Here is a 2,310-nt window from a genome sequence, read left to right as displayed (position 1 = left end):
GGTCTCCAGCCAGGGCATCGACCAACCTTCCATACCAAGGGTTGGTCCTAAAGGTAGAGGGCCTGTCACCCATCATCCCGGCCAAAGGTGTTACCAATCTACCCGGTTTATACCCGGCCATCGCCTAACACCGGGTTGCCGGCTCCAGTCGCTACGCTCCTTCCGCCCAACCCTTGGTCTGTCACGCCGTTTGCCAAGAGCGGCAAACGCCGCGCCAGCCCGGCGGGTTCGGCAACCCGGGGACGTTAGGCGAAAAGGGCATAAAAGCTCAACTGCCCACCAAGTTGAAACAGCGAGGACTATTCGATGGACAGACAGTTTTTGGTGGATCGCGCGGAACTCACCCTTCGGTTCACTCATCCCACAGGGTCCCGGCGACTCTCGTTCCACCAGTATCAAGGAAGTCCCGCAGAGTGGCAACGAGTATGCCGGGACCAGTTGAGAGCCCTGCTGGCTATTTCGACAGTCGAACCCGGTGAGGTTACAGCAGTACGAACCCAAAGGGTAGATGGGGTAGAGATCCAAGCACTTATCATGCAGGTTGACGAAACTCTCTCCATCCCAGCCTACCTATTACAGCCAGCCAAGCCGGCTATGGTTGAGAAGGCAGTCATGGCTATCCATGGTCACGGAGAGGTAGGGCCGTGTATTGGACTGGATGACGATTACCATCACCAATTTGCCCTAGAACTAGCTCAGGCTGGCCACCGGGTACTCTGTCCAGAGTTACGTGGTTTTGGAGCCCTGCGTGATTTGGCGCATGGCAGCGCTGGACGGCGTTTGGACTACTGGACCTGGGAAGGTGGGCCGATGGCCTATTCGCTAGTCACAGATGGATTTCTATATGGTCAAACCCTTGTCGGCCAGACGGTTGAGGATTTACTCCGCTGGGAGTCATGGCTTCATCACGCCCAGGGGGTGGAGCAAGTGGCGGTTGCAGGCATTTCCTATGGAGGCGATCTGGCCCTCATGTATCCGGTTTTCAGCAACAGAATCACACGGATCTTCGCTAGTGGGACCTTGGGCTCCTTCGCGGCAATCTATTCGCGCTGCTACAATGCGCCGGCACATTGTGTTCCTGGTATTCTGGAGTGGATGGATCGGGCCGACATCGCTGGCCTCAACGCACCGAGGCCGTTGGCTATCCACTATGGGGAACTAGATACTCCTAGCGAAAAGAACTATTCTGCTTCGTACAATGAGACGGTAGGTCTTCGCCTAACACCGGGTTGCCGGCTTCGTTCGCTGCGCTCTCTTCGCCCAACCCTTGCCCGGTCACGGCATTTGCTGAGGAGCAAAAGCGCAAATGCCGCGCCCAGGCTGCGGGTTCGGCAACCCGGAGACGTTATGTGAAATGCGCTAAAGACGAGGTGCGATAGACGGTGTTGACTCCGATCCTATTGTTTGACCTGGGCGATACGCTGGTTCAGTACTATCAGCGTGAAGAATTTCCTCCCATTCTCCAAGAGGCTATCCAGCGAGCCAAAGGGGTAGCTCAACGAGCGGGCTTCAAGGCTCCATCCGAGTTGGAAATTGCTCGGCGAGTGAAAGAGGAGAGCCATGAAGCCCGTAACTACCGTGTTCGCCCTCTGGAGAAGAGACTCATCCGTATCTTCGGACTTCCGCCGAGGGATTTGTCTGAGGAGTTTTTACTAGATCTGTGCCGTGCTTTTCTCGGTCCCATCTTCTCTGTGGCCAAGATCTACTCAGATACTCTACCGACGCTGAATTCTTACCGTGCAGAAGGGTATCGAATAGGGATTTTGTCAAATTTACCTTGGGGAGCCCCTGCAAGCCTCTGGCAAGAGGAAGTAAACCGTCACGGTATATTGGAGTTGTGTGAGGTAGCTATCTTCTGTAGTCAAGTTGGGTGGAGGAAGCCGGCGCGTCCTATATTTCGCTCCGCGTTGGAGCAATTTTCCTGCCTTCCCCACGAATGTCTGTTCATTGGAGACAATCCACATTGGGATATCATGGGGGCGCGTCGTGCCGGGATGAGTGCGGTGCTCATAGATCGCCGGAAGAATACCAGTGATAGCATTGAATCTTTATGGAGTCTGAGTACTGTCGTGTCACAGTGGAAGAAAGCGCACTTCACATAACACCGGGTTGCCGGCTCCAGTCGCTTCGCTCCTTCCGCCCAACCCTTGGTCTGTCACGCCGTTTGCCAGGAGCGGCAAACGGTGCGCCAGCCCGGCGGGTTCGGCAACCCGGAGACGTTATGCGTAATGTGGCAAAAGCAAAGAAATGTCGGCTGCACCTTCGGTGCAGAGCCCCGAGACCTTCGGCGGGGTTGAGGTGGACAGGCCT

At 55.8% G+C, this 2,310-nt stretch carries 1 protein-coding gene; it reads left to right on the top strand.

Translation table 11 applies throughout. The features are described 5' to 3' along the window. Positions 1-1,382 precede the first annotated feature (1,382 nt). The gene (locus HYZ49_17995) at positions 1,383-2,102 is read left to right on the top strand and encodes an HAD family hydrolase (GenBank protein ID MBI3244177.1); all 720 of its coding nucleotides are present in this window, start codon (positions 1,383-1,385) and stop codon (positions 2,100-2,102) included. Positions 2,103-2,310 lie beyond the last annotated feature (208 nt).

The sequence above is a fragment of the Chloroflexota bacterium genome (assembly GCA_016197225.1).
Lineage (GTDB): Bacteria > Chloroflexota > Anaerolineae > Anaerolineales > VGOW01 > VGOW01.
Note: the sequence above shows the minus strand (reverse complement) of the source record. Positions and strands in the feature narration are given on the sequence as shown.